Here is a 19,387-nt window from a genome sequence, read left to right on the forward strand (position 1 = left end):
AAACAATTTTTGATATGTTCCGCCAAAAAGGCGACGTATCCGCCGCCTTTTGCGTGAATTAAAAGAGACCTCAGAAGAGACCGATGATGTCGCCCGCTTCATTCACATCGATGGAGTTGGCGGCTGGAACACGCGGCAGGCCCGGCATTGTCATGATACTGCCGCAGACGGCCACCACAAATTCCGCGCCGCTGGAGATGCGCACTTCCCGAATAGGCACAACATGATTGATGGGTGCGCCTTTGAGGTTCGGGTCGGTGGAGAAGCTATATTGGGTTTTGGCAATACAGACCGGGTAATGGCCGAAACCTGCGTCCTGCAGTTCTTGAAACTGGTCGCGGACTTTCTTCTCTGCGGTGATGTCTTCTGCGCCATAGAGCGACTGGGCAACGGTTCTGACTTTATCCCAAAGCGGCAGTGCGTCTTTATAGAGCGGGGCATAGTTACTGCTGTTCTGCTCGATCTTGGCGACGACGGCTTTCGCTAAATCTTCTGCGCCTGCGCCGCCATTCCCCCAATGATCCGATTCAATCGCGTCCACCCCTAAGTTGACGCAGATGTGTCGGACCTCGTTCACTTCGGCTTCCGTATCGGCAGAGAATTTATTGATGGCGACGATCACAGGCAGGCCGAATTTTTTGAGGTTTTCGATATGCCGCGAAAGGTTCTCCGCGCCGTCGGTGACGGCTTTGACATTTTCCTTTCCAAGGTCCTCTTTCGCAACACCGCCATGCATTTTAAGCGCGCGAATGGTCGCAACAAGTACTGCGATTTCCGGGTTTAGTCCTGCCTTACGACATTTAATGTCCAAGAACTTCTCGGCACCTAAATCTGCACCAAACCCAGCTTCCGTCACGACATAATCGGCGAGTTTGAGCGCTGTCTTTGTGGCGAGTACAGAATTGCAGCCATGGGCGATATTGGCGAACGGACCGCCATGGATAAAGGCGGGGTTGTTCTCCAGTGTCTGGACGAGATTGGGCTGGAACGCGTCTTTCAGGAGGACGGTCATCGCGCCATGGGCATCGAGGTCTTTTGCGAATACCGGATTTTTCTCTCGGGTATAGCCCACGATGATATTGCCAAGACGACGTTTTAGATCCTCAAGGTCAGTGGCGAGGCAGAAAATTGCCATCACTTCCGAGGCGACAGTGATATCGAAATGATCTTCGCGCGGGAACCCATCGGCGATACCGCCAAGACTGTTGACGATATTACGAAGCGCCCGGTCGTTCATGTCGACAACCCGCCGCCAGATAATGCGCCGCTCATCCAGGCCAAGTTTGTTGCCCCAATAAATATGATTATCGACCATCGCCGCGAGCAGATTGTTGGCGACGCCAATCGCATGAAAATCGCCGGTGAAATGAAGATTGATATCCGTCATCGGTACAACTTGCGCATAACCGCCACCCGCCGCGCCGCCCTTCATCCCGAAGCAGGGGCCAAGGGAAGGCTCGCGCAGGCAGATGATTGTCTTCTTGCCGATACGGTTGAGGCCGTCGCCCAGCCCGACAGTAGTAGTTGTCTTGCCTTCACCGGCCGGGGTCGGGGTCATGGCCGTGACGAGGATTAATTTCCCATCCGGTTTGTCTTTTAAGGAGTTGATGTAATCCAGAGAGAGCTTTGCTTTGTAATGGCCATAGGGTTCCAGATTATCCGCATCGATCCCGAGGCTGTCTTTCGCCACCTCGGCAATACGCTTCATGGAGGCGGCCTGTGCAATGTCAATATCGCTTTTGGGATTCGCATGTTGGTCCGTCATTGTACTTTATTCTCCCCCTGAAAAGCCGTCATTTCTTGATTTTCCAACCATTTCCGCCAGAGTGGCGGGACTGCTGGTCTGTGGCTATTCATAATGCGACACTTATTCTTCAGCAAGCGGAACGGAACCCGGTAACGCGGATGTCGCTAATTTTCTAGTAAATGACCATTTGCGACTGATGGCGCTTTCGTTAAAATGGCACTGTCCCGGAAACGTGGCTGAGTGAGGAAATTTCATGGTCAAATATTCGATCTTCACGATCGCGCGGAACGCGCTTACCGGCCATCAGAACTGGCCCAAGCAGTGGCGCAGCCCGGAGCCCAAACCGGAATACGATGTGATCATCATCGGCGGGGGCGGTCATGGTCTGGCGACTGCCTATTACCTCGCGAAAGAGCATGGGGTGAGGAATATTGCTGTGCTGGAAAAAGGCTGGCTTGGGGGTGGCAATACAGCGCGCAATACGACCATTGTCCGGTCCAACTATCTCTGGGATGAAAGCGCGGCGATCTATGAGAAATCCTTGCAGCTCTGGGAAGGGCTGTCGCAGGACATCAACTACAATGTGATGCTGAGCCAGCGGGGCGTCCTCAATCTCGCCCACAGCCTTGGCGATGTGCGTGAAGGGGTGCGCCGGGTGAATGCCAACCGCCTCAACGGTGTGGATGCAGAATGGCTGGATGCGGAGGGGGTCAAGAACTTCTGCCCGATCATCAATATCTCCAAATCCGCGCGGCATCCGGTGCTTGGCGCGACCTTGCAGCGACGGGGCGGTGTCGCCCGGCATGACAGCGTCGCTTGGGGCTATGCCCGCGCTGCCGACGCGCTCGGCGTTGATATCATCCAGAATTGCGAAGTGACGGGCATCAAGCGGGAAGGCGGCAAGGTCACTGGCGTCGAAACCACGCGCGGGGATATTGCGGCCAAGAAAATCGGCGTCGTCGCGGCGGGGCACAGTTCCGTCATTGCGGAGATGGCGGGGATTCGCCTGCCGATCACCAGCCATCCCTTGCAGGCGCTTGTCTCCGAACCGATCAAGCCGGTCATCGACTGCGTTGTCATGTCGGGCGCGGTGCATGTCTATGTCAGCCAGTCGGACAAGGGGGAATTGGTCATGGGGGCGGGGATCGACAGCTTCAATTCCTATGCCCAGCGGGGTAGCTTCCATGTGATCGAGCATCAGCTTGGTGCCTGTCTTGAACTCTTCCCAATTTTCAGCCGGGTACGCATGATGCGGACTTGGGGCGGCATCGTCGATACCTGCCCCGATGCGTCGCCGATTTTATCGCGCACGCCGGTTGACGGGCTCTATTTTAACTGCGGTTGGGGGACTGGCGGGTTCAAGGCAACGCCGGGCTCGGGCTGGTGCTTCGCCCATACACTCGCAAAAGAAGAGCCGCATCCGCTCAACGCGCCCTTCAGCCTCTCGCGGTTCGAGAGTGGCGCGCTCATCGATGAACATGGCGCCGCTGGCGTCGCGCATTAGGAGGGCAGAGAGATGCTTAATATCGACTGCCCCTGGTGTGGCAAACGACACGAAACGGAATTCCACTACGGCGGAGAGGCGCATATCGCCCGTCCAGAGGATCCTGCCAAGCTCGAAGATACGGAATGGGCGGAGTTTCTTTTCATGCGGACCAATACGAAAGGCTATTTCGCCGAACGATGGCTGCATAGCCACGGCTGCCGCCGCTGGTTCAATGTGATCCGGAACACTGTTACCCATGATATTGTCGGTTCCTACAAGATGGGCGAGAAGCCACCCAAACTGCCAAAACGAACGGGAGATGCGAAATGACACAAGCTTTTCGCACAACATCTGGCGGGCGCATTGACCGCAGGAAGGCGATCAATTTCACCTTCAACGGCCAAAGCTACATCGGCTATGAGGGCGACACACTTGCTTCGGCCCTGCTGGCGAATGGCGTGCATCTTCTGGGGCGCAGTTTCAAATATCATCGCCCACGCGGAATTGTTGCCGCCGGAGCAGAAGAGCCCAACTCCATGGTCCAACTCGGTGAGGGGGCGACGACCGAGCCGAATATCCGCGCGACGCAAATCTCCCTCTATGAGGGGCTGACGGCCTCCAGCGTCAATGTCTGGCCGAATGTCGAGTTTGATATCAGCGCGATCAACGGCCTGTTTGCGAAGATCATGACGGCGGGTTTTTACAACAAAACGTTCATGTGGCCGCGTTCCATGTGGATGAAACTATATGAGCCAGTTATCCGCCGGGCGGCTGGCTGGGGAAAGGCGCCGACGCAAACGGACCCGGATATCTATGATCATATGCATCTTCATGTGGAGGTGATGGTGGTTGGTGGCGGTCCGGCGGGCCTGATGGCGGCGCTGGCGGCGGGGCGTGCGGGGGCTCGGGTCCTGCTGGTCGATGAGCAGAGCGAATTCGGCGGCAGTCTCCTCTCAAAAAAACGGCAAATCGGTGCCAAGGATGAGGCAGGCTGGATCGCCGATATGGCGGCGGAACTGGAAGCCATGCCCGATGTGACGCTGCTTTCGCGTTCGACCGCCTTCGGCTATTACGATCATAACTATCTCTGCGTGCTGGAACAGAAGACGGATCACCTTCCTGCTGCAGAACGCAAGGGCAAGGTAAGACAGCGGGTCTGGCATATTCGCGCGGGACAAGTCGTGCTCGCCACCGGGGCCCATGAACGGCCGCTGGTATTTGCCGATAACGACAGGCCGGGAATCATGCTGGCGGGGTCTGTGCAGACTTACGTCAATCGCTATGGCGTCCTTCCGGGCAAGAAGATGGTTTTGTTCACCAATAACGACGCAGCTTATGAGGCGGCGATTGATCTGCAGGCGGCGGGCGGCGATGTGGTCGCGATCATTGACTGTCGGCATGAGGTGAGCGGGGAACTTGTCGATGCGGCCCGCGCGCTTGATATCGAGATACTGGCGGGCTACGCAATCACCGGCACATCCGGCGGCAAGCGCGTCGAGAGTGTAGAAGTCCGGGCCATCCAGAAAGGCGCGAAGGTCTATACTTCCGCCGCGCGGCAGATCGACTGCGATCTCGTCGCTATGTCCGGTGGATGGAGCCCGGTCGTCCATCTTTTCAGTCAGTCACAGGGCCAGCTTGAATATGATGAGGAAAAAGTCTGCTTCCTGCCCGGAAAGCCCCGGCAGGCTCAACAGGTGGCAGGCGCACTCGCCGGTCAGTTTACTCTGAAGGAATGTCTGGCGGGCGGATATAAGGCGGGGGCGGATGCGGCGCGGGCAACCGGTTTCACCCCGAAGCGCAAGCCCGCCGCGCCGGAGATTGAAGAGCCGGACCTCGGCGGGATTGAGCCTTTCTGGATCGTTCCGGGATCGCGCCCCATCGGGGAGGGAATGGCGAAACATTTCGTCGATTTGCAAAATGACACCACAGCGGCGGATATCGAGCTAGCGGTGCGCGAAGGCTTCGAGTCCGTTGAGCATATCAAACGCTATACCTTGACAGGTTTTGGCACGGATCAGGGAAAAACATCGAATATCAACGCGCTGGCCATTCTTTCCGGCATCCTCGATAAACCAATCCCCAAGGTCGGAACGACGACTTTCCGTCCGCCCTATACGCCGGTCTCCTATGGCGCGCTGGCCGGGCGCAACCTTGGCGACTGGTCCGATCCGGTGCGCGTAACCAGCATTCACGACTGGCATGTGGAGAATGGTGCCCTATTCGAAAATGTCGGGCAATGGAAACGCCCCTGGTATTTCCCGAAAGCGGGCGAGACCATGCATGAGGCGCTCAATCGCGAATGCCTGGCGGTCAGGAATGCTGTTGGCGTTCTCGACGCCTCTACCCTCGGCAAGATCGATATTCGCGGGCCCGATGCGGCAGAGTTTCTCAACCGCATTTATACCAACGCCTGGGCCAAGCTCGGGATCGGACGGGTGCGCTATGGCCTGATGTGTCATGAGGATGGCATGGTGTTCGATGATGGCACCACGGCGCGGCTGGCGGAAGATCGCTTCCTGATGACGACAACGACGGGCGGCGCGGCAAGTGTTCTCGACTGGCTGGAGGAATATCTGCAAACCGAATGGCCGGAGCTTAAAGTCTATTGTACCTCGGTCACGGAGCAATGGGCGACGGTCTCCATCGCCGGACCGAAGGCCGGGGCCGTGCTCAAAAAGCTCGCGCCGGAGATGGATTTGTCGCATGAAAATTTCCCGTTTCTCTCCTTTAAGGAAGGCACTGTTGCCGGGCTGAAGGCACGGGTTTTCCGCATCAGTTTCACGGGCGAGCTCAGCTATGAGATCAATGTCCCCTGGGCCAATGGTCTCGCCTTGTGGGAAGCCGTGATGGCGGCGGGCGCGGAATTTGATATCACCCCTTACGGCACGGAAAGCATGCATATCCTGCGGGCCGAAAAAGGTTTCATCATTGTCGGGCAGGAAACCGACGGTACCACCACGCCACAAGATCTTGGCATGGACTGGATTGTCTCCAAGAAAAAGCCCGACTTTATTGGTAAACGGTCCTTCACACGGAGTGATACGGCCCGCCCGGATCGTAAGCAGTTGGTCGGGCTCCTGACCGAAACTCCAGACGACGTATTACCCGAAGGAGCTCAGCTTGTTTTTGATCCGAATGTGCCGAAGCCTATTCCGATGGCGGGGCATGTGACGTCGAGTTATTACAGCGCGGCGCTTGGCCGGTCGATCGCACTCGCACTCGTCAAGGGCGGGCATGGGCGCAAAGGACAGAAGATTTTTGCCCCGCTGGAAGGTAAGACCGTGACGGCAGAAATCGTCGATCCGGTACTCTATGACAAGGAAGGGGAGCGATTGAATGGCTGAGACACCCTGGATCACCCCCGCCGCCGCTATTGCGGAAAGTTTCCCTGATGGTCTCAAGGAACTTGGCCCACGCGTGCAGGTCAATTTGCGCGGTGACGTTACTGATTCGACCTTTGTTAATGCGGTGAAAACCGCAACCGGTCTTGACCTTCCGGATGCGCCGAACAAGGTGGCGGCAGGTAAGGAGTGCAAGGCCCTCTGGCTTTCGCCCGATGAGTGGCTGCTAGTGGGAGAGGGGGAGGCAGCGTCCCTCGTTCAATCACTTGAAGAGGCGCTTTCAGGGCAATATGTCGCGATCAATGATGTAAGCGCCAATCGCACGATTTTTGAGATCTCCGGCCCGTATTGTCACCAGGTGCTGATGAAAAGCTCTGAGGTGGATTTTCACCCTCGTGCCTTTGCTCCTGGCAACTGCGTCCAGACCTTGATTGCAAAATCGCAGGCCATTGTCGAGCAGGTGGGAAGGGAAATGTTTCACATTTATGTTCGCAATTCCTTCAGCAGATATGCCGGTGCCTGGCTGGCCGAAGCCTTGGTGGAATATAGCGAAACGTCTTAAAGTTTTTGGAGTTTGTTGATTTACCCGAAATTTCGTTGGAATAAATGTGGAGTTGTGCCGTTGCTGCTGCTATGAAGAGGCAGTTAGAATTCCCAGATGATCCGTGAGGCCATGTCCAAAACCATTGTTATGACAGCCCCCATTACCGGCGAACTTGCCGATTTGGCGGACTTTACCTGTTCGCTGGCGACAACAGCCGCATCCGTCACCCGTTCCTATTTTCGTAAACCCATCGATGTTATCCAGAAACTGGATAGCTCTCCGGTTACCATTGCCGATCGGGAATGTGAGGCTCGGCTCCGGGATATGATCACAGAACGTTTCCCGGGGCACGGCATTCTCGGCGAAGAACATGGCTTTGAAGGATCTGAACTTACTGATATCTGGGTGATTGATCCCATCGATGGCACCAAGAGTTTTATATCCGGCCTGCCGCTTTACGGCACGCTCATCGCTTTTTCGCGGGATAAAGATGTGCGCATTGGCGCGATCTCCATGCCGGAACTCGATGAATTCTGGATTGGCATCGCGAACGAAGGCAGCTATTTCAATGGTACCCGCTGTCATACAAGTGATTGCCGCAAACTTGAAGACGCCATTCTGATGACTACTGCGCTTGAATATTTTTCCCCCGAAAATCGGGAGAAATTTGCAGCCTTGCGTGAAAAATCCCGTATTCGCCGTTATGGCGGAGATTGCTATATCTACGCGATGGTCGCCTCCGGCTGGGCCGACCTTGCTGTAGAGACGGGATTGCAAACCTATGACTATATGGCGCTCATCCCGGTGATAGAGGAAGCGGGCGGTGTCATCACGGATTGGTCCGGCAAACGGCCCGATTTCAATTCGGACGGGACAATTGTTGCCGCGGCAACAAAGGAACTTCATCAACAGGCGCTTGAGATTTTGGGCCGTTAAGGTAGGCTGGCGAAAGGCGTATTTTCAAAGGGGAATTTATGGAAGCGCGTTTCGTTAAAACAGTCACCGATGCCCGCAGTATTATCGAAGATCGTGATCTTGATTTCGTCAAGGTCGGCGTTTTCGACATTGATGGCGTATTGCGCGGCAAATATCTCAGCAAAGACAAGTTTTTCAGCATTCTGGAAACCGGTTTCGGGTTCTGCGACGTGGTGCTCGGCTGGGACGTCAATGACCAACTTTATGATACCGAAAGCTATACTGGCTGGTCGAATGGCTATGCAGACGCCAAGGTTGTTCCGATTATTGATAGCTGTCGTGAACTGCCGCTTGAAGATAACATGCTGTTTTTCCAGCTTGAATTTGGGGATCGTGCGGGGCATGTCTGCCCCCGCCAGACTTTGAAGCGTGTTCTCAAGCGAGCCGAAGATATGGGCATCAAGGCAACCGCGGCCTGTGAATTTGAGTTTTTTCTCTTTAAAGAGACGCCAGAATCGGTGCGCGAGAAAAACTATTACAATCTCGACACTTTTACACCGGGTAATTTCGGCTATTCGTTCCTTCGTGCGTCTGTCGAGCATAATTTCTACGAGCAGCTCCTTGCTCTCTGCGAAGAGATGGATATGCCCATCGAAGGACTGCATACAGAAACAGGGCCCGGCGTGCTGGAAGCGGCTCTTGTCTATGATGAGGCCATGAAGGCGGCTGACAAAGGGGCGCTATTTAAAACGTTCACTAAGATTCTTGCGCAGAAAAATGATCTGATGGCGACCTTCATGGCGAAATGGTCGCCTGATTATCCGGGCCAAAGCGGTCATATCCATCTGTCGCTTCAGGGCAAGGACGGGGAGGGGCTCTTCTTCGACGAAGGTAAAGAGAATAATTTCAGCGATGCCATGCGCTATTTCATTGGTGGACAGCAAAAGCTGATGCCGGAATTTCTCGCGATGATCGCACCGACGATCAACAGTTATACCCGGATGATCCCCGGCTTTTGGGCACCGACGGAGGCAAGCTGGGGCATTGAGAACCGGACCACTGCCCTTCGGGCAATCCCGGGGTCGGATAAATCGCAGCGTGTCGAATATCGGATCGCGGCGGCGGATATCAATCCGCATATTGCGATTGCGGCGGCTCTTGGCTCCGGCCTCTGGGGGATCGAGAACAAGATCGAGCCAACAACGGCAGTTGTCGGCAATGCCTATGATCAGGAATTTCCGGAAGAACTTACACTTCCCAAAACCCTGTGGGAAGCGACGCAGTTACTCAAGAAATCGACGGCGGCACGGGATCTCTTCGGGGATGCCTTTGTCGATCATTATGCCGTCACCCGCGAGTGGGAAGAGCGGGAATTCCGCAAAGCCATTACCGATTGGGAAATGCAGCGTTACTTCGAGATTATCTAACCGGTTTTAAAGGCAGGCTCAAAAGGGGGAGTTCGCGCGCGTCCTCCACCTCTGACCGGCACCAGCCGACCTGCTTTGCGCCCATCCTTCTGTAGAAACCGACCGCGTTGGGGTCGGCCTCAATTCTGAGGTGGCTATAACCAAGACGGGAAGCCTTTTGCGCTGCCTCCTTCATCAGAGCACGTCCAAAGCCTCTTCCCATATGCAACGGTGAGACATAGAGGAGCTGGAGTTCCGCCTCCTCTTTCTCAAACGACGCGAGATAGAACCCAGCGATTTGGCCTTTTCGGTCAATTACGCCGCTTTCCCACTGGGCTATCATCCGGGGTGTGATTGTAAGAACGGCTTCGCATTCACGCATGAAGTCTTCGGAATATCCCCAGAATGCTTTGGCCGTCAGGGCTACCTCGGTCATAGCCGGGCAATCCTTTTCGGTGGCGGGTCTGATTTTCGGCGGTGACAACATATTGAAAATATTCCTATCATGAGAAAACCAGTGCCAATTTAACTTCCTTTAGCCGGGGTTCCGCAAGTTGCTTTTTACCATTGATCGAAGCCTGCAAAAACCTGTCCAGAATCAGCTGCGTGAGCAGATCATCGCGGCGTTGATGAACGGGCAGTTGATCGCCGGTGAAAAAATGCCCTCCAGCCGCAAGCTTGCGAAGGATCTCAAAATTTCTCGCACCACGGTAATGATCGTTTATGACAAGTTGGTGGAGGGGAATTTTCTTGTCGCACTGCCTCGCTCAGGCTATCGCGTGAGTGATATCGCGCTAAATATTGAGAATGCGCCGCAAGAGGAAGTAGGTACCGACAACTCTGGCGGGACAGTTGATTGGGAGAGGTTGCTGGAAAGCCGCCTCGGTCGTCAGCGCAATATCGTCAAGCCTGCAAACTGGCAGGATTATCCCTATCCCTTCGTCTATGGGCAGCCTGATGCCAGCCTGTTTCCGCTGCCGGCCTGGCGGGAATGTTCCCGGCAAGCGATGAGCCGCCTCGCCATGCGCGACTGGGCCAACGACGCCGTGATGGCGGATGATCCGGAACTGATTACCGAAATTCGCTCCAAACTACTCCCCAAACGCGGCATTTATGCGGACGAGTCGGAAATTCTGATCACGCTTGGCGCACAAAATGCGCTTTATCTTATCGCTGCCGTACTGATGCAGGAAGGAATGACCGTCGGCATTGAGGATCCAGGATATCCGGATGCGCGCAATATCTTTGATCGGCGTGGTGCATCCCTGATTCCGCTTGGCGTGGATGAAAATGGGGTTGTGATTGATGGAAATGTGGCGAAGTCGGAAATTCTCTATGTCACGCCGAGCCATCAGTATCCGACAACGGTGACTCTATCGCCAGAGCGGCGCAAGGCACTCCTGGCATCAGCGGCGGAAAACAACTCGCTTATCATCGAGGATGATTTCGAAAGCGATACCAATTATATGGGCGCCGCTGTTGCCGCGCTCAAATCGGAGGATCGGGACGGGCGGGTGATTTACGTTGGCAGTCTGTCAAAATCCATGTTTCCGGGGCTGAGGCTTGGATTTATTGTCGCACCGGAACGATTGATCCGGGAGTTGCGGACCCTGCGGCGGTTAATGCTCCGTCACGCGCCGAGTAATAATCAGCGCACGACCGCTCTCTTCATCGCGCAAGGATATCACCTTTCCTATATCCATAAGCTGCATAAAGCTTATGGGGAGCGTTGGCACCGCATGGCGGCGGCACTGACAGAGCATATGCCGGGCATGACGACTGCGCCGCGGTTCGGTGGGACAAGTTTCTGGATCAAGGGGCCTGAAGAACTTGATTCAAAGGAGTTAGCAACGCGCGCGCTTGATAAAGGCATCGTTCTGGAACCGGGTGCAGTCCATTTTATGGAAGAGGCCGTGGGGCAGCGCTATTTCAGGCTCGGCTTTTCCTCCATTGCGCTTGGCCGGATAGAAGAGGGAATTAAGCGGCTGGCGGCTCTTCTTTAGCGTTCGATTTTAAATCTGGTAGATATGAATCGGTGAAATTGGTACTATCGTTGCCAGGAAGAATGACTTAGCTATTTTCTATCAGCAGATTTAATCATTCTGGAAAAATGGGGAATGCCATGGGATACAATACAATTGAAGTCCAGCCGCTAACATCTTGTATTGGAGCAGAAATCGCAGGCGTCGATTTGTCCAAATCTCTCTCGGACGAGCAGTTCCAAGACGTCCATGATGCGCTTGTCGACAATCATGTGGTTTTCTTCCGCAATCAGGAAATTACACCCGAGGGTCAGCTTGAATTTGCAAAACGGTTCGGCACCCCCGAAGTGCATCCCATTGTTGAAGGCTCTAACGCCCATCCCGAGTTGATTGAGGTTTTGAAACCGGCAGGTGAGGGTGCTTCCTTCGGGACGGGTTGGCATACGGACAATACATTCTTTGAAAAACCAACCATGGTAACGATGCTGTATGGTATTGATATCCCACCGGTTGGCGGCGATACGCTCTGGGCCAGCATGGAGGCAGCTTATGATGCTCTTTCAGATGGCATGAAAGAATTGCTCGACGGGCTGGTTGCTGTGCATTCGGCAAGCGTTGCGTTCGATCCACGCCACACCCGCGAGAAATATGAAGGCAAACATAGCCTTAAATACACATACTCTGACGCTGTGGAAATGGAAGTCGAACATCCGCTGATCCGCACTCATGAGGTTTCCGGGCGCAAGGGAATTTTCGTCAATCCCATGTTTACCCTCCGGATCAAGGGCATGGCGGATGCCGAAAGTGCCCCGCTGCTGAAGTATCTCTATGATTTCTCAACCAAGCCTGAATTTGTTTGCCGCTTCCGCTGGCAGCCTAAATCAGTCGCCATGTGGGATAATCGTTGCACACAGCATTATGCTATGAATGATTATGTGCAGTATCGGCGGTTTATGCGCCGTGTCACCATCGGCGGCGATACGCGTCCCGTATAAGAAAAGGGCTTGGCTATGGCGCGTAAGACCGCTCGATTTCTAGTGCTTGATGGCTATCCTATGGAGCATCGTGGGCCTCTCGCGGAGAATGGCGGGACACTTGCGGGCGATCTTTATGCGCAGATGCTGAAAGAATGCGAGCCCGGATGTGAAGTGGATATTATTTTCCCGGCGGATGCGGATTGCAGGCTACCCACCGGGGCAGGCCTTGAGGCGTATCACGGGATTTGTTGGACAGGATCAAGCCTGACAATCCATGATGAGGCCGATCCGCGTGTGACCCGCCAGATCGACTTTGCAAAAGCTGCCTATGAGGCGAAAACACCGATGTTCGGAAGTTGCTGGGCCGCGCAAATGGCGGTGACGGCGGCGGGCGGTAAATGTGCAAAGAATCCGAAGGGCCGGGAATTCGGTCTTGCTCGCAAAATCAGCCTGAATGACGCGGGCCGCGCTCACCCGATGTATGAGGGGAAAAAGGCTGTCTTCGATGGTTTCACCAGTCATGAAGATGAAGTCGCGGAGCTTCCCGAAGGGGCTGTTCTGCTTGCCGGTAATGATTTTTCCCATGTGCAGGCAGTGGATGTAACTCATAAGGGCGGTAGTTTCTGGGCCGTGCAATATCATCCTGAGTATGATTTTAACGAAGTAGCGAGCCTTTGTCGCTGGCGCCGTGAAGCGCTTACCAAGCAGGGAAACTTTGCCTCACTTGATGATGCGGACCAGTTTATCGATAGAATGCAGGCGCTGCATGAGTCACCAGGTACAAGTTATCTTCGCTGGCAATTAGGGGTGGATGACGATGTGTTGGAGACCCGTGTTAAGCAGCAAGAGGTGCGCAACTGGCTTACGGTGAAAATTCATCCCCGGCTCAATGACTAGGGATGCGGCATCTCCAAAAGTCAGGCGATCATGATCCGGTCGCGGCCAATTTTATCAATTATACTCTGCGGGGGCAGCTGATCGGTCAGGAGAAGGTCAATAGCGTCAAAATCGCACACTTTGACCACTCCTGGTCGATTAAATTTCGTATGATCGGCAACCACGATTACGCTGGCGGCTTGAGGCAGAATCGCCCGCTTGAACTCGGCCTCCCCAAGGTCGCAATCCAAAAACCCCTGATCGGCACTGACCGCAGCAATCGAGAGGATGGCTCGTTCCGTCGCGAATTGTTTCGCAAAATTGACGGCGGTCGGGCCATAGGTCGCGCTGTCATCCGCTCGGATTTCGCCGCCCGCCATGAAAACCTTATTGCTGTTGCGGGCACAGAGGTCGCGCGCAACCTCGGTCGAATTGGTCACTACCGTAAGGTCCCGGCGCGAACTCAAAGCTTTCGCGACGTAGCAGGAAGTGCTGCCATTGTCGATCAGCAGGGTCTCCCCGTCTACAATGAGGGACGCAGCAAGCTCCGCAATTTTTTGTTTGATAGTCCGCTGTGTTTCAAGGCGTCGCAGGAACGGAGCTTCCAGTGCGGTATTGGGCAGCATCACCCCGCCGTGAATTTTTTCAACCGCGCCAAACTTCGCCATTTCTTTAATGTCACGGCGAATCGTTTCGTCAGAGACGTCCAGTCGCTTCGCCAGATCTACAATTCCGCAAGATCTTTCGACCTGCAGCATATTCATGATGGCAAATTGCCGTTTATTTTGTTTCATATTTCCCCGCTGACAGCCGACATTAGACGGCATTTTTTTAGAATACGTAGCATGTTTTGGGAAAAAATGAAACATCGTGTGGGAATCCACATTTTTTGCCTTCATAAAACACAAAACATGATCACTAAAAATGTGATTTTTTGAAAATTTCTGATTAGAAATTTGCTGAATAATGCTAGAAATATCAAACGCCTAGATTGGAGAGTATAGATGTCAGAAGGTTTAAAAACGATCAGCCCGATGGATGGTAGCCTTTATGTGGAACGTGCCTATACGCCGCTTTCGACCGTTGACACTATGCTTGATGCAGCGCAATCCGCTCAGAGGGCGTGGCAGAAGAAGTCGATCGCCGAACGGGCGGCGCTGCTTGAGAAATGTGTCGATAATTTCATCTCCAAAAAGGACGTGATTGTTGAGGAACTGGCCTGGCAGATGGGCCGACCGGTTAAGTTTGGCGCAGGTGAGGTTGGCGGCTTTGAAGAACGCTCCCGCCATATGATCTCCATTGCAGAAGAAGCCTTGAAAAACATTAAGGTGCCGGAAAAATCCGGCTTTACCCGTTATATCAAGCGGGAACCGGTTGGCGTAGTCTTCACCATTGCGCCCTGGAACTTCCCTTATATGACGGCGGTGAACTCTATTGTGCCAGCGCTAATGGCAGGTAACGCCGTTATCCTGAAGCATGCAACGCAGACCCATCTCTGTGGGGAACGGATGGTCGAAGCCTTTGTTGAGGCGGGGCTGCCGAAGGACCTTTTCCAGATTGTCGTTGCCAGTCATCAAATGGCGGCATCCATCATCCAGTCCGATAAGGTGAATTATGTCTGCTTTACAGGCTCTGTTCCGGCGGGCAAGGCCATAGAAGAAGCTGCTGTTGGCCACTTCCTTGGCGTGGGGCTGGAGCTGGGCGGTAAGGATCCGGCCTATGTGCGGCGCGATGCGGATGTTGCCTATGCAGCAGAAAATCTCGTTGATGGCGCGATGTTCAATTCTGGTCAGTCCTGCTGCGGGATAGAGCGGATTTATGTGCACGCCGATGTCTATGATGAATTCGTCGCAAATTTCGTTGAGGTGGTGAAGGGCTACAAGCTTGGCTCTCCCATTGATCCGGAAACGACACTGGGCCCGCTTGTCAATGCGAAGGCCGCGGATTTTGTACGTGGACAGATCGCGGATGCGGTGAAGGCCGGGGCGAAATCCTTGATTGACCCTGCGCTCTTCCCTGAAGATAAGCCAGGCACAGCATATATGGCTCCGGATGTGATCGTTGATACCGATCACGGTATGCGGATAATGACCGAGGAAAGCTTTGGCCCTGTGGTCGGTATCATGAAGGTCGCCTCTGATGAGGAGGCAGTCAGCCTGATGAATGACAGCGAGTTTGGCCTGACCGCATCCGTCTGGACCAACGACGAAGCAGCCGCCATCCGTATTGGCGATCAGGTCAATACAGGTACCTGGTTCATGAATCGCTGCGACTATCTCGACCCGGCTCTTGCCTGGACGGGCGTCAAGAATTCCGGTCGTGGCTGTACTTTATCATCGGTGGGTTACGAAAGCTTGACCCGGCCGAAATCCTATCATTTACGAACCAAAATTTAAGGGAACACATATGCCAACAGACGCAAGCGCCCTGAATGGGAACTGGAACTATCCGACAGCTATGCGCTTCGGTGTGGGCCGACTACAGGAGTTGGGTGAGACCTGCAAGGAAGTGGGCATGAAAAACCCACTTCTGGTGACTGATCCGGGCCTTGCAGCATTACCTATGATCGCCGAGGCGATGGAGAGTTGCAAAAAGGCTGGCGTTGGCTGCGGTCTTTTTAGTGATATCAAGGCAAATCCGGTGGGCAAAAATGTTGATGACGGCGTTGCGGTCTATAAAGCCGGCGGCCATGATGGCGTAATAGCCTTTGGCGGTGGCTCCGGTATTGATGCGGCCAAGGCGGTCGCGGTGATGGCGCAGCAGACGGAGACTGTGTTCGGCTATCTCGACGGCGGCCACGATTGGGAAGATATTCCGGCAACCGAAATACCACCGATTATTGCTATCCCGACAACCTCCGGCACCGGGTCCGAAGTCGGTCGCGCGTCTATTATTACAGATGAAGAAAACCATGTGAAGCGGATCGTCTTCAATCCGAAGATGATGCCGTCGGTTGTCATTGGCGACCCGGCTTTGACTGTCGGATTACCGCAGATGATTACCGCTGCGACGGGGATGGATGCCCTGTCGCATAATCTGGAAGCTTTTTGCTCTCCGCATTTTCATCCGATGGCAGAAGGCATAGCCATTGAGGGAATTCGCCTGGTGAAGGAGTATCTACCTACTGCGACGTTTGAAGGCAGTAACCTCGTCGCCCGTAGCCAGATGATGATGGCGTCGTCTATGGGGGCGACAGCGTTTCAGCGCGGCCTCGGTGGAATGCATGCACTCGCACATCCGTTGGGCGCGCTATATGATGCGCATCACGGCATGCTGAACGCGATCCTGATGCCCTATGTGTTGATCCGCAACCGGGACGTCATTGCAGATAGATTGGCGCGGCTTTCCGCATATCTCGGATTGGCCAACCCGTCTTATGATTCATTTCTGACCTGGGTGCTGGCAATACGGGAGGAACTGGATATCCCGAACGATCTTTCCGCGCTCAGTATCGACACTAAACAATCTGATCTTGTTGGACGCATGGCGGTAGAGGACCCATCCTCGGGAGGCAACCCTATTTCTCTTTCCCCTGATGAGTATAGTCGCCTGTTTGAGAAGGCTGTGACTGGCGATTTATCGGCCTAGTTGCCAGAAATAGAAAAGTTATGTGGAGATTTTGCAGGAAAATGTTGATTTTCTTGGGAGTTTGCGCGCAACCTAGGCTGTCGTACGATATAACAATAAATCCGGTTTAAATGACCGGATAATAGGGCAGAGGTTTTGGACGGAACTGTAGTTCTCATCAATCTATTGGGCGGAGTCGCCCTTCTCTTGTGGGGCCTGCGCATGGTCAGCACGGGAGTCATGCGCGCCTTTGGGCGTGAACTCGGCCTGTTCCTTAAATTCTGTCTCAAAAACCGTATCCGGGCTTTCTTTGGTGGCTTGACCGTAACAATGATGTTGCAAAGCAGCACCGCGACGGCCCTTTTAACAGCGTCCTTCGCAGGCCGCGGTTTGCTTCCCGCGACTGCTGCTATTGCCATTATTCTTGGTGCGGATGTGGGGACGACCCTCGTTGCCCAGTTGCTCAGCCTCGATCTCTCTTTCCTTGCGCCGGTATTTTTGTTTGCCGGGTTTGTCCGGCATGCCACGGCGAATGCGACGCGTGCCAAAAATCTCGGACGGATCATGTTGGGCCTTGGGATTATGCTCACAGCCCTGAAATTGCTGTCCCTTGCATCGGAACCGATCCGCGATTCTTCCGTCTCGCAGTTCGTTCTGAGTTCTCTGTCGGGTGAGCCGGTGCTGGTCGTGCTGATTGCGGCGATTATCACCCTGATCGCCCATTCCTCTCTGGCGACGGTTCTTTTCGCGCTGTCATTATCACTGAGCGGTCATTTCCCGATAGATGTTGCCTATGCCATTGTCCTCGGGGCAAACCTTGGCGGGGCCGTGCCGCCGATTATGGCGACGCTAAAGGCAGAGAGGGCGGCGCGACGGGCTCCGCTTGCCAACCTTATCTGCCGATTGGTCATTGTTATTGCGATTATTCCGTTTATTGGATTGATCGAACCACAACTTGCCGCGTTCGAGGCTGACGCCGGACGTCAAATCGTCAATTTCCACACCCTGATTAACCTAACATGCGCCCTGCTTTTCTTACCATTTGTCGGACCGCTTGGCCGCTTGACAGAGCGATTGCTTCCCGACGAGGTCGAGGAGGATACCAACACGCCTCAGCCGCAATATCTCGACAAGGCCGCACTTGAAAGCCCGCAGCTTGCTATGGCAAATGCTGTGAGAGAGACATTGCGCATGGGGGACGTGCTGGAAAAAATGTGCCGCTCACTTCGCCAGACTTTTGGCGGAAAAGAGGCGCATTTACTCAGACAAATCCGTGACGATAACAATGTGATCAAGGAATTTGACGGCGCGATCAAGGCGTATCTCACTCAGCTGGGCCGGGAATCGCTCGATGAGCAGGATGAAAAACGTTGCACCGAGATTTTGAATTTTACGACAGCCATTGACCATATTAGCAATATTGTGGTGATGAATATGCTCGAGCTGGTGGAGACGGTCCATAAAAACCAGACCGCCCTCTCAGATGAGGATTTGCGCGATGAGGTGCGTCTGCTGGATATGGTATTGGGTAACCTCCGCATGTCTTTCAGCGTGCTAATGACGGAAAATGCGGTTACCGCGAATAACCTGATTCAGCATAAACAGACTTTTCGGATGGCGGAGCGGCGGGCGGTGGATGAACATCTTCGTCGCCTTCGAAACGATCAAATGCTCGATCAGGAAGCCAGTGCCATTCACCTGAGTCTGCTCGGTGATATGCGGCGTATCAACTCGCTTCTGTCGTCAATCGCCTACCTGGTCGTGGGGCAGAAAGAACAATAGTCCGGTTTAGCTTTTCAACAGGCCAAGCATCCGGTCAGGAAAGTCTGTGATTACTGCATCGGCGCCCCAGCCGAGAAACTTTTTCGCCTCCTCTGGATCGTTAACCGTATAGACAAGCACACGATATCCGGCGCTCCTGATGGCATTGATGTGATCCTCCGTCACATAATGCCGTTCACAATGAAGGGAGGCGCAGTCATACTCTTTCATTCGCTTTTCCCAATCCGGAGGAATAGCGGAGGTGAGATAACCAAGCGGAACTTCTGGGAGGTGCTTTCGCACCTCGATCAGGCATTCCACGGCGAAAGAAGAGATCAGAAGCGGTAGGTCCTCCGGCCAGTAATCAAGTAGTTCTTTAGCGACCTGTACCGCTGTTGGGATTTGCCAGCCAACTGTGGGTTTGATCTCTAGATTGAGGCCAAGGCCGAGTTCCTGCAATATGTCTGTTGCCTCTCTCAAGGTCGGGATGTGTTCTCCTGTGAACTCCGGTGAGAACCAGCTACCCGCATCGAGGGCGCGGACCTCTTCCAGAGATTTAAGCAAGATTGGCCCGCTGCCGTTTGTACAGCGGCGGACGTCGGCATCATGCTGGATAATGGCCGAGTTGTCCTGCGTGAGCGTTACATCAATTTCAACGAAGGAAGTACTGAGCTCTGCTGCTTTCCGAAGAGAGGCTAGTGTATTTTCGGGCGCGTGCCCACTGGCTCCACGGTGGCCGACGACTTTTGGCATCTTTTGAAACAGTTTTTCTGCGCTTATCATCT

At 54.2% G+C, this 19,387-nt stretch carries 16 protein-coding genes; 12 read left to right on the forward strand and 4 right to left on the reverse strand.

Annotation, left to right across the window (positions count from 1 at the left end; genetic code table 11):
* Window positions 1-70: 70 nt before the first annotated feature.
* Window positions 71-1,765: a formate--tetrahydrofolate ligase gene (locus tag LKE13_RS12985; protein WP_227951800.1), complete on the reverse strand. Its 1,695-nt coding sequence runs from the start codon at window positions 1,763-1,765 to the stop codon at window positions 71-73.
* Window positions 1,766-2,000: 235 nt separating this feature from the next.
* Between LKE13_RS12985 and LKE13_RS12990 the strand changes: the two genes are divergently transcribed.
* The 6 genes from LKE13_RS12990 (at window position 2,001) to LKE13_RS13015 (ending at window position 9,460) form a co-directional block, all read left to right on the forward strand.
* Window positions 2,001-3,251, forward strand: coding sequence for a sarcosine oxidase subunit beta family protein (locus LKE13_RS12990; protein WP_227951801.1), 1,251 nt, complete (start codon window positions 2,001-2,003; stop codon window positions 3,249-3,251).
* A 12-nt stretch (window positions 3,252-3,263) separates the two neighbouring features.
* Window positions 3,264-3,563, forward strand: coding sequence for a sarcosine oxidase subunit delta (locus tag LKE13_RS12995; protein ID WP_227951802.1), 300 nt, complete (start codon window positions 3,264-3,266; stop codon window positions 3,561-3,563).
* The gene (locus LKE13_RS13000) at window positions 3,560-6,577 is read left to right on the forward strand and encodes a sarcosine oxidase subunit alpha (RefSeq protein WP_227951803.1); all 3,018 of its coding nucleotides are present in this window, start codon (window positions 3,560-3,562) and stop codon (window positions 6,575-6,577) included. Before LKE13_RS12995 ends, LKE13_RS13000 begins: the two co-directional genes overlap by 4 nt.
* A complete protein-coding gene (locus LKE13_RS13005) occupies window positions 6,570-7,136 on the forward strand; it encodes a sarcosine oxidase subunit gamma (protein WP_227951804.1) in 567 nt (188 codons plus the stop codon). Before LKE13_RS13000 ends, LKE13_RS13005 begins: the two co-directional genes overlap by 8 nt.
* A gap of 96 nt (window positions 7,137-7,232) precedes the next feature.
* Window positions 7,233-8,054 carry a histidinol-phosphatase gene (gene hisN, locus LKE13_RS13010; RefSeq protein ID WP_227951805.1) on the forward strand — a complete coding sequence of 274 codons (822 nt, stop codon included), beginning with the start codon at window positions 7,233-7,235 and terminating at the stop codon, window positions 8,052-8,054.
* Window positions 8,055-8,092: 38 nt separating this feature from the next.
* Window positions 8,093-9,460 carry a glutamine synthetase family protein gene (locus tag LKE13_RS13015; protein WP_227951806.1) on the forward strand — a complete coding sequence of 456 codons (1,368 nt, stop codon included), beginning with the start codon at window positions 8,093-8,095 and terminating at the stop codon, window positions 9,458-9,460.
* On the opposite strand, the gene LKE13_RS13020 is transcribed toward LKE13_RS13015, so the two are convergent.
* A complete protein-coding gene (locus LKE13_RS13020) occupies window positions 9,453-9,875 on the reverse strand; it encodes a GNAT family N-acetyltransferase (protein ID WP_227951807.1) in 423 nt (140 codons plus the stop codon). The two genes, LKE13_RS13015 and LKE13_RS13020, sit on opposite strands and share 8 nt — an antisense overlap.
* 118 nt (window positions 9,876-9,993) lie before the next feature.
* On the opposite strand from LKE13_RS13020, the gene LKE13_RS13025 reads away from it, so the two are divergent.
* From LKE13_RS13025 to LKE13_RS13035, 3 genes are all read left to right on the forward strand, one after another.
* Window positions 9,994-11,442, forward strand: a complete 1,449-nt coding sequence (locus LKE13_RS13025; protein WP_227951808.1) for a PLP-dependent aminotransferase family protein — start codon at window positions 9,994-9,996, stop codon at window positions 11,440-11,442.
* Window positions 11,443-11,561: 119 nt separating this feature from the next.
* Window positions 11,562-12,416, forward strand: coding sequence for a TauD/TfdA dioxygenase family protein (locus LKE13_RS13030; RefSeq protein WP_227951809.1), 855 nt, complete (start codon window positions 11,562-11,564; stop codon window positions 12,414-12,416).
* 15 nt (window positions 12,417-12,431) lie between these two features.
* Entirely contained in the window at window positions 12,432-13,295 is an 864-nt protein-coding gene (locus tag LKE13_RS13035; RefSeq protein WP_227951810.1) for a type 1 glutamine amidotransferase, read from the forward strand.
* Between the two features lie 20 nt (window positions 13,296-13,315).
* Here LKE13_RS13035 and LKE13_RS13040 read toward each other — a convergent pair whose 3' ends face one another.
* Entirely contained in the window at window positions 13,316-14,068 is a 753-nt protein-coding gene (locus LKE13_RS13040) for a DeoR/GlpR family DNA-binding transcription regulator (RefSeq protein WP_227951811.1), read from the reverse strand.
* Window positions 14,069-14,278: 210 nt separating this feature from the next.
* On the opposite strand from LKE13_RS13040, the gene LKE13_RS13045 reads away from it, so the two are divergent.
* The 3 genes from LKE13_RS13045 to LKE13_RS13055 all read left to right on the forward strand — a co-directional run bounded on the left by LKE13_RS13045 (window position 14,279) and on the right by LKE13_RS13055 (window position 18,623).
* Window positions 14,279-15,670, forward strand: a complete 1,392-nt coding sequence (locus LKE13_RS13045) for an aldehyde dehydrogenase family protein (protein ID WP_227951812.1) — start codon at window positions 14,279-14,281, stop codon at window positions 15,668-15,670.
* Window positions 15,671-15,680: 10 nt separating this feature from the next.
* A complete protein-coding gene (locus LKE13_RS13050) occupies window positions 15,681-16,862 on the forward strand; it encodes an iron-containing alcohol dehydrogenase (protein WP_227951813.1) in 1,182 nt (393 codons plus the stop codon).
* 135 nt (window positions 16,863-16,997) lie between these two features.
* Window positions 16,998-18,623, forward strand: coding sequence for a Na/Pi cotransporter family protein (locus tag LKE13_RS13055; protein WP_227951814.1), 1,626 nt, complete (start codon window positions 16,998-17,000; stop codon window positions 18,621-18,623).
* A 6-nt stretch (window positions 18,624-18,629) separates the two neighbouring features.
* On the opposite strand, the gene LKE13_RS13060 is transcribed toward LKE13_RS13055, so the two are convergent.
* Entirely contained in the window at window positions 18,630-19,385 is a 756-nt protein-coding gene (locus tag LKE13_RS13060) for a glycerophosphoryl diester phosphodiesterase (protein WP_227951815.1), read from the reverse strand.
* Window positions 19,386-19,387 lie beyond the last annotated feature (2 nt).

Origin of the sequence: Sneathiella sp. HT1-7, from assembly GCF_020731145.1 — a bacterium.
Taxonomy (GTDB): Bacteria; Pseudomonadota; Alphaproteobacteria; order Sneathiellales; family Sneathiellaceae; genus Sneathiella.